Origin of the sequence: Wolbachia endosymbiont (group A) of Andrena fulva (assembly GCF_964026815.1) — a bacterium.
GTDB classification, from domain to species: Bacteria; Pseudomonadota; Alphaproteobacteria; order Rickettsiales; family Anaplasmataceae; genus Wolbachia; species Wolbachia pipientis.
Genome location: NZ_OZ034701.1, coordinates 1,458,488 through 1,466,785, shown reverse-complemented (window position 1 = coordinate 1,466,785; position 8,298 = coordinate 1,458,488). Strand labels below are relative to the sequence as shown.

At 35.2% G+C, this 8,298-nt stretch carries 10 protein-coding genes; all 10 read left to right on the top strand.

Going from position 1 to position 8,298, the window contains the following annotated elements; all coding sequences use genetic code 11:
• Nucleotides 1-402 precede the first annotated feature (402 nt).
• The 10 genes from AAGD84_RS07470 to AAGD84_RS07425 all read left to right on the top strand — a co-directional run bounded on the left by AAGD84_RS07470 (nucleotide 403) and on the right by AAGD84_RS07425 (nucleotide 8,141).
• Nucleotides 403-1,221: a transporter associated domain-containing protein gene (locus AAGD84_RS07470; RefSeq protein WP_007549273.1), complete on the top strand. Its 819-nt coding sequence runs from the start codon at nucleotides 403-405 to the stop codon at nucleotides 1,219-1,221.
• Nucleotides 1,222-1,233: 12 nt separating this feature from the next.
• Nucleotides 1,234-1,761 carry a hypothetical protein gene (locus tag AAGD84_RS07465; protein ID WP_341818012.1) on the top strand — a complete coding sequence of 176 codons (528 nt, stop codon included), beginning with the start codon at nucleotides 1,234-1,236 and terminating at the stop codon, nucleotides 1,759-1,761.
• Nucleotides 1,746-2,717: a group II intron reverse transcriptase/maturase gene (gene ltrA / locus AAGD84_RS07460; RefSeq protein ID WP_341818007.1), complete on the top strand. Its 972-nt coding sequence runs from the start codon at nucleotides 1,746-1,748 to the stop codon at nucleotides 2,715-2,717. The genes AAGD84_RS07465 and ltrA overlap by 16 nt, the downstream gene beginning before the upstream one ends.
• A gap of 4 nt (nucleotides 2,718-2,721) precedes the next feature.
• Nucleotides 2,722-3,045 (top strand): hypothetical protein, encoded by a 324-nt coding sequence (locus AAGD84_RS07455; RefSeq protein WP_264329539.1) that lies wholly within the window; start codon nucleotides 2,722-2,724, stop codon nucleotides 3,043-3,045.
• Between the two features lie 152 nt (nucleotides 3,046-3,197).
• The gene (locus tag AAGD84_RS07450; RefSeq protein ID WP_264723482.1) at nucleotides 3,198-4,835 is read left to right on the top strand and encodes an aminopeptidase P family protein; all 1,638 of its coding nucleotides are present in this window, start codon (nucleotides 3,198-3,200) and stop codon (nucleotides 4,833-4,835) included.
• A gap of 120 nt (nucleotides 4,836-4,955) precedes the next feature.
• On the top strand, nucleotides 4,956-5,321 hold the full coding sequence (locus tag AAGD84_RS07445; RefSeq protein WP_265029951.1) for a hypothetical protein: 366 nt from the start codon (nucleotides 4,956-4,958) through the stop codon (nucleotides 5,319-5,321).
• A gap of 409 nt (nucleotides 5,322-5,730) precedes the next feature.
• Complete coding sequence (locus tag AAGD84_RS07440) at nucleotides 5,731-6,375, top strand: alpha/beta hydrolase (protein WP_341818177.1); 645 nt, start codon at nucleotides 5,731-5,733, stop codon at nucleotides 6,373-6,375.
• A 5-nt stretch (nucleotides 6,376-6,380) separates the two neighbouring features.
• Nucleotides 6,381-7,187, top strand: coding sequence for an SDR family oxidoreductase (locus tag AAGD84_RS07435; RefSeq protein WP_264723180.1), 807 nt, complete (start codon nucleotides 6,381-6,383; stop codon nucleotides 7,185-7,187).
• Between the two features lie 232 nt (nucleotides 7,188-7,419).
• Complete coding sequence (locus AAGD84_RS07430; RefSeq protein WP_151807816.1) at nucleotides 7,420-7,722, top strand: transposase; 303 nt, start codon at nucleotides 7,420-7,422, stop codon at nucleotides 7,720-7,722.
• Entirely contained in the window at nucleotides 7,707-8,141 is a 435-nt protein-coding gene (locus tag AAGD84_RS07425) for an IS3 family transposase (RefSeq protein ID WP_151808064.1), read from the top strand. Before AAGD84_RS07430 ends, AAGD84_RS07425 begins: the two co-directional genes overlap by 16 nt.
• Nucleotides 8,142-8,298 lie beyond the last annotated feature (157 nt).

Genomic DNA, 8,298 nt, shown 5'->3' with positions numbered 1-8,298 from the left:
TCTATTCTATTTATTCTTTTGTATATTAAAGTATAGTAATAATAATAGTTCTATCAATAACTTGTTACTAACTTAAAATTCAGTAAAAATTGGCGTTGTTCAACTTGTGGATAAATATGTGAGTAACTTTCGTATATTATTGATTTTCTGTTATGATTTATGTGTATAAGTAAAGTGTTTAGAGTGTTAGTAATTTTCTTTTATGGAAAATACTTTACCATCATGCATTGTTACACAACTATGTATATGTTGTTGAAAAAGTTGTTGATCAATTGTTGGTATTTTATATCAACAAATAATTCACAAATTAATTTGACATTATTCACATGCTTATTAAACATTTAATAACAGTTTTCTTGATAAATCTAATCTGAAAACGTTTTTGCCATTACAGGGAATAAATTGAGTAAAAAAAGAACCTTAGTAGAAAAAATAGCATATAGAATTTTTCTCTTCCTTTTCAAAAAAGCTTCTGTGTTGAAAAAGTGTGCGACTGAGGCATTAATGAAAGATCTGCCAGACCTTAATATATTTAATGGTCTATTAAAATTCCGCGATTGTGGTATAATGGATATAATGACTCCACGTACAGAGATATGCGCAGTAGACATTGAGTCAAGCGAGCGTGAAATAATAAAGAAGATAAAAAACACTTGCCACACTAAAATACCAATTTATAAAAATAACTTTGATAACGTAATAGGCTTTTTTTATGTAAAAGATGTTATTTTTAATAGGGATAAAAATTTTAATCTGAAACATATTATACAAAGCGTAATATTTGTTCCACCCTCGATGAAGACAACTAATCTTTTTGTTAGGATGAACTCTTCTAAATCATGCTTAGCTATCGTATTGGATGAATATGGTGGAACTGATGGTTTAATTTCAATGACTGATCTTATAGAGGAACTAATACCAAACATTGATAGTGAAAACGAAATAAATTCAGAATATACCATTACTGAATTGTCTCAAAATAAGTTTGAAGTATCAGCAAGGGCTCTTATAAAAGATATAGAAGAGGATCTAAAAATAGAATTACGTGACCCTGAAGAAGACTATGTTACACTTGGTGGTTTGATTCTTTCGATTGCTGGTAAAGTGCCTTCTGTAGATGAAGTCATTAAATATAAAAATGGTATGAAGTTTATCATCAAAGATGCAAATGAGCGCTACATTAATAAAATAGTACTAGACTTAAGTGATTACAAAAATTAGATTTGGTACCCCTTGTCGGGGAATGCCAAGGTGCGCCAAGAAGTGCTTGGAGAACAGTTGGTGAAAATCCAACACAAACAAAGTCTAGCCAACAGTTTGGAACAGACCACTATGTTGCATGAGGTAACGAGTGTAATAGAGCTAGTGGGATGGACAATGCAGGGCACAACGGAAGTGAAGGAGTGGAGTCCCGAAATACCTGAAGACATAGAGGTCGACATGTTCATGGCCATGGAAGACAGCATGAAGGATAACGTAAAGGCAAGTTATCACTCACTCTATCGGGATCTGAGACCGTGCCATGTATTGAAATGGACTTCAAGTGAACTTGGGAGATCCCATGCATTCCTATTAAGGTACGTTGGAACAAGTCAACAAAGGCAAGAACTAGCGGAAGATGCAGGGGAAGTCGGACTGATTGATAGTACTCAGAATGTGGGAAAGCCACGTACAAGGGGAAGCGATCAGCAATATAGTAACTGGAATAGGGATTGCTATGCCAATACAACGGAGGTAGGAATAACATGCGATATAAACTAAACCAGATAGCAGTAAGAGCAAAGCAAGATAAGCGACTAAAATTCACATCGTTAGTCCATCTGATAAATACAGAGAATCTTGCGAGATGTTATAAAGAACTGAAGCGTAACAAGGCTTGTGGAGTAGACCAGATAACAGTGGAATCATACGGAGAAAATCTGAATGAGAAACTCGAAGTGCTAGTAGAAAGTATGAAGAGGAAGCAATATCAACCACAACCAGTAAAGAGGGTATATATACCGAAAGCTGGAAGTAAAGAGAAACGCGGACTCGGAATACCATCGACCGAGGATAAATTAGTACAGATTATGCTGAAGAAGATATTAGAAAATATTTACGAGGCAAACTTTCTGGACAGCTCATATGGATTTCGACCAGGAAGAAACTGTCATCAAGCGGTAAATGCACTAGATAAAGCAGTTATGTACAAGCCAATAAACTACATTGTAGAAGTGGATATCAAGAAGTTCTACGATAATATACAGCATAAATGGCTAATGAGGTGTCTAAGGGAACGAATAACTGACCCAAATTTGCTGTGGTTAGTAAAGCGGTTTCTCAAGGCAGGGATAGTCGAAGCTGGAAATTATGAAGCAACAAAACAAGGTACACCACAAGGCGGTATAGTAAGTCCTGTATTAGCAAATATATACTTACATTATGTGTTGGATTTATGGATAGAAAAGAAATTTAAACCAAGATCCAGAGGATATATACAAGTAATAAGGTTTTGCGATGATTTTGTGGTTTGTTGCGAAAGTAAGGTAGACGCGGAAGAATTTCTGGAATTACTGAAACAAAGGCTAAATAAATTTGGGTTGGAAGTATCTGAAAACAAGACCAGAGTAGTAAAGTTTGGCAAGAGGGAGTGGCAACGAGCGATAAGAGAGAAACGAAGGACGGAAATTCAATTTTCTGGGGTTTACGCACTATGGTGCAAAAAGTCGTCGTGGTAGATTAATGATGGGACATAAAACCTCTAAGTTAAATCTAGCCAGAAAACTAAAAGAAATCAAGGAGTGGTTGAAAATAGTCCGCGGAAGTATTCGACTTAAAGATTGGTGGCAAGTACTGAAGGCTAAATTAACAGGACACTATAACTACTTTGGTATTAGCGGAAATTATTGGTGTTTGAAACAATTTTACACATCAGTAAGAAAGCTAGCATTTAAATGGATAAATCGGCGTAGTCAGAAAAAGAGTATGACCTGGGAACAGTTTGTACACTACGTAGAAGTAAATCCATTACCAAAGCCAAAAATACATTTTTCTTTATATGCATAAGAGGGACGACTGTGAAAACTAATATTGATGAGCCGTGTGCGGGAAATCTGCAAGCACGGTTCTTTAGGGGGAGTTGTAGTAATAAAACTCAAACGAGAGGAGTAAAGCTACAGCTTCTACCGAACTCAAAAATCGAAGAATTTCGTTCTTTTATGCACGAAATAAACGTTGATGCATTTGTGTTGCATACTAAAGATGAATATTTAAATGAGTATTCAGAGGAGCTAACAAAGCTGTGTGGCTTCACAGGAACAAATGGGCTGCTCATTGTTACAAAAAACAACAAGTGCCCATTTTTTACAGATGGACGCTATATCACACAAGCTCGCAATCAGCTCGATCGGGGCAATTTTCAAGTATATAATATACAAGAAGAGGATCCACGCGAATGGATAAAAGCAAACTTAACATCGACTGCCTCACTAGGTTATTATTTGCAATATTTTACCATAGAAGATATAAGAAAGTATGAGAATATCTGTAAATTAATACCCTGTTTAGCTGGAAAAAAAAGTGACTATCGAAAACAAGCAGTGGTTTTACATTCTATTGAATATGCTGGTGAAAGTAGTAAGGACAAATGTGAAAAAGTCGCTAAAAGTATAGATAAAGAAGCTGAAGCAGTGCTTTTAACTGATCCAAATTCAATTTCATGGTTATTAAATTTAAGAAATGAAAATGCTAAATATACTCCATGTATATTGGGCCGTGCTATATTGTATAAAAGCGGTAATGTTGATTTGTTTATTCAAGATAAAGAACATTCAACTATAGAAGCAAATTTAGGCAACCATATAAATATTTTTGATATTAGTGGGCTAGAAAATTCGCTGCACAAGCTAAATTCAATAGTTATAGATCCAAACACAACTCCAATGAGTATCATGGCTGTAATAAAAGATAAACAGGTAGCTGAAAGAGAGGATCCTTGTTTAATTCATAAAGCAGTAAAAAATCAAACTGAAATAGCTGGGGCTATAAATGCGCACATCAGAGATGGAGTGGCAGTTACAAACTTTCTACATTGGCTTGAAAATAATGTTGGTACAGAGCTTGAAGCTGAAGAGAAACTCTTAGAATACAGAAAAGAGCAGAATTTGTTTAAGCAACTAAGTTTTCCAACAATTTCAGCATTTAATGAGAATGGAGCAATAATTCACTATCGTGCAAGCAGTAAGACGAATAAAGTAATTCAGAAAGATGGACTGTATTTGATTGACTCTGGTGGCCAGTACCTTGACGGCACAACTGATGTGACAAGAACTGTAGTAGTTGGTAATCCGACCAATGAGCAAATAACCCACTATACAATAGTACTCAAAGCTCACATTGCTATAGCAAGTGTCGTCTTTCCCCCCGGCACTACTGGTGGAGAATTGGATATATTGGCACGTACGCATTTATGGAAATTTGGAATGGACTATATGCATGGTACAGGGCATGGAGTAGGAAGTTACCTATCAGTACACGAAGGACCACAAGCAATATCAAAGGGAAATAAAGTGAAACTCACGCCAGGCATGATACTATCCAACGAACCTGGCTATTACATTCCGGGAGAGTATGGAATAAGAATTGAAAATCTGATATATGTCGACAGACAAGAAGACGGCTTCTTAAACTTTAAACAACTGACCTCTATTCCATATGATAGAAGACTAATAAATGTGCAAATGCTTACTAAGGATGAAATTGAATGGATAAATGGCTACCATCAATTTGTCTATAAAAACTTAGAAAATAGCGTCAAAGATAAGGGGTGGTTAAAGAAAGTATGTGACTCTTTATAAGCAAAGGAGCATTTTTTGTTGTTTAAAAAGTATTAATGCAATTGTGATGAGTATTTTGTATTGTTTTTAATTTAAAAACAATATATAATAGAAAATCGATATTTTCAAGTAGGTGTAATTATGACAGGTAAAGTGCAAGAAGATGAATTTATGAAGCAGTATATGGATACTTGCAAAGAGCAAATAGAAAAATTAGCCAAGGATCCTGAATTGCTTAATCAGACTTTAAAACCATTTATGCAAATGTCTCAGCAGCTTATGGCTGGCGGTATGTTAGAAGGGGCTATGCCCAACATGATATCTGATTTGGGTAGTATGGATATCAACAAGATGATTGCTCAGATGAAGGAAATGATTGACTACATAAGAGGTAACTATAAGGAACTAATGAAAGAGCACAGCTCGCAGATTCAAGAGCTTGATGAATCCAGTAAAAAGCTAAGAGGCTTAGTTAAAAAATTGATAGAAAAGATCGAAAGTAAATAAATAACATCTGGATTTCTGTCATTCTATATACAACTTTCTAGTTGGACGGTAAGTCGAGGTCAATTATTGATGTCATGAAAGTAGCTGACACTGGTTCCTTTATGACGGCAGTGCCCAGAGGTGTCATCCCAGTACTTGACACTGGGATCCAGTTCTTATTACCTGGTGTAAAGTTAAGTTTCCTGGATTCCAGTGTCAAGCACTGGAATGACAGCAATCCTACGTCATACCGCGATTCATTCGCGGTATCTTAGTATAGATTCCGCTAACAAGTAGCGGAATGACGGTTTTTCAAATCGTCGATGAACCTAAGTCACTTTAGCTATAGTATCGGGAACGTAATTGCACATTGGTTTTACAAATTTGAAAATTAGTGTTAGATAAAAATATAAACGCAAAAGGAAAAAAAATGATTGAACTTAGAGGTCCAGAAATTTGTGCAGGCGGAAATAAGAAAAATTTGATTGTTTTTTTACATGGTTGGGGCTCAAGTGGCGATAATTTCATTCACCTTGCTAAAGTTATGAGCAAGTTTTTACTGGGTTCATATTTTGCAGTACCCAATGCTCCGTTTGAAAGAGAAATAGGTGATGGTTATCAGTGGTTCAGCTTGGAAGATCGTAGTGAGGAAGCGCTATATAATGGAGTAAAAAATGCTACATCAATTGTAAATCATTTCATTGATACAAAATTAAAGGAGCTTAATTTAAAAGATACGCAACTTTCTTTAGTTGGATTTTCTCAAGGAGCAATGCTTGCAATACATACAGCTCTCACCCGCTCTCAATCCTGTGCATCAGTTGTTGCATACTCTGGTAGATTTCTTTCACCTTCAAAAACTGCACCAGAGATCAAGTCAAAACCTAACATATGTGTTATCCATGGTGATGCTGACGACGTGGTACCTTTTTCGTCCCTCGACTTAGCGGTTAAAGCTCTGAAAGAAAATGGAGTAAATGTTGAAGGACACCCAATTTATGCATTAGGGCATATTATTAATGAAGAGGGAATAAAATTAGGAGTAGAATTTATCAAGAAGAATTTTAAAAATTAATTTTCATGCACTTGTTTTGCTTTGGTTATGGATATGTAGCTAAATTTTTATCGAAAAAATTACTGAACTTAGGTTGGAAAGTCAGTGGCACATCAAGAAGTAAAAATATACAAGATGTAATCCTCTTTAATTATGAGAAAGTTAGTCAAGATCTGCTTAAAAGCGCAACGCACGTTTTAATTTCTATTCCTCCAGATGGCGATGATGTTGTGGAGAGATACGGTGATTGCCTGCAAAATGTAAAATGGCTTGGTTATTTGTCTGCAACTAGCGTCTATGGTGATCACTCTGGTAATTGGGTGAATGAGGAATCTGAAACAAAACCTATAGAAATCAGAGGAGAAAAACGCCTTAAATCTGAAAGGAAGTGGCTAAATAGCAAACTGCCTGTACATATTTTTCGTTTAGCTGGAATATACGGTCCTGGTAGGAACGTGTTAATTGACTTGCAGCTTGGCAAAGCTAGAAATATGAAAAAAGAAGGGCATTTTTTTTCTCGTATTCACGTTGAAGATATATCGAATATTCTATTTTCTTCCATGCAAAACATAAAACCTGGTGAAATATACAATTGTGCAGACGATTTACCCACTACACAATCTGAAGTGGTAATATATGCGACCAAACTTCTCAATGTTAGCCCTCCAGAACCAATTGAGTTACCAGATTATGCACAGAGTTTTTATTTAGGATCAAAAAAAGTAAGTAATGTTAAAATTAAAAAAGATCTTAATGTCTCTCTAATTTATCCTAACTACAAGGTGGGATTAGAGAGTTTGCACGTAAACAAAACTGAAATCACATCAGAATGATAGATAGGCTTATTGTCACTGCCATTAAGTTAAGGAAAGAATGGTTAAAAACTGAACTAAAAAGTCAGAAATAATTAAGGATTTATGACAAATGCTGAAACAGAATAGAGTAAACTTTAAAGCAGATAAACTCTGAAGTGTAAATTACTTAAGAAATAGTGACCTTACCCAGAAAAAGTGGAGAGAAAGAAAAGAGTTTTTTTGGGTAAAATAAAATTTTGGAGGATTAGAAATGGTAAGAGAATATACAGCAGAATTCAAATTGGAAGCTGTTAAGCTGGCAAATGAACAAAGAAAGGTAGGTCAACCAGTTGCAAAAGTAGCAAGAGATCTAGGAATAAGGGATAGTGTATTAGGAAAATGGATGAAGAAATATAACGAAAAAAAGTCAGCGGCAAATGCATTTCCAGGTAGAGGTAACATGGCTCCTTACGACAAAGAGAGGTTTGATTTACAAAGCAAGAGTAACAAGGGAAAGAGACATTTAAAAAAAAGCCCTGGCCAGTCAAAAAGAGTAAAATATTTTTTTATATAGTAACTGCTATAAAGTACAGGAATTATGTAGGATTTTCTGCTAGTGGCTACTATAAGTGGACCACAAGAAAAATAAGCAGTAGAGAATCAGCAAATAAAGAGTTATTAGCAGATATTCAAAAAATATATCAAGCTTCTAAATGTAGATATGGAGCTCCTAAAATTCATGCTGAATTGAAGGCTTTGGGTAAAAGTTGCAATTTGAAAACGGTGCAAAGTATTATGCAGAAAAATGACATCAGGGCTATACTGAGAAGAAAGTTTAAAATTAAAAAACAACAAACAGATAATAGAGCTGTAGCTCCCAATATATTAGACCAAAACTTTATTGTTGATCAACCAAATAAAGTATGGGATTACTTACATCAAAACCAAGGAGGGATGGCTATATTTGGCAGCAATAATTCTCACGTATGGTAGTTAATGAGTAGTGCAATAAATAAACAATTGGTTATGAACTCTTTATTAATGGCCATTAATAGATGGCCATTAATAGGCGTAAACCTGTTAAAAATCTACTGCTGCACAGTGACCAAGGTTCACAATATACTGCGCAAGGGTATCAATATCTCTTAGC

Excerpts from the sequence above, each read along its gene's own strand:
- AAGD84_RS07430 (WP_151807816.1), top strand. The coding sequence starts at position 7,420 with ATGGTAAGAGAATATACAGCAGAATTCAAATTGGAAGCTGTTAAGCTG.
- AAGD84_RS07440 (WP_341818177.1), top strand. The coding sequence starts at position 5,731 with ATGATTGAACTTAGAGGTCCAGAAATTTGTGCAGGCGGAAATAAGAAA.
- ltrA (WP_341818007.1), top strand. The coding sequence starts at position 1,746 with ATGCGATATAAACTAAACCAGATAGCAGTAAGAGCAAAGCAAGATAAG.
- AAGD84_RS07445 (WP_265029951.1), top strand. The coding sequence starts at position 4,956 with ATGACAGGTAAAGTGCAAGAAGATGAATTTATGAAGCAGTATATGGAT.
- AAGD84_RS07435 (WP_264723180.1), top strand. The coding sequence starts at position 6,381 with ATGCACTTGTTTTGCTTTGGTTATGGATATGTAGCTAAATTTTTATCG.
- AAGD84_RS07455 (WP_264329539.1), top strand. The coding sequence starts at position 2,722 with ATGATGGGACATAAAACCTCTAAGTTAAATCTAGCCAGAAAACTAAAA.
- AAGD84_RS07450 (WP_264723482.1), top strand. The coding sequence starts at position 3,198 with ATGCACGAAATAAACGTTGATGCATTTGTGTTGCATACTAAAGATGAA.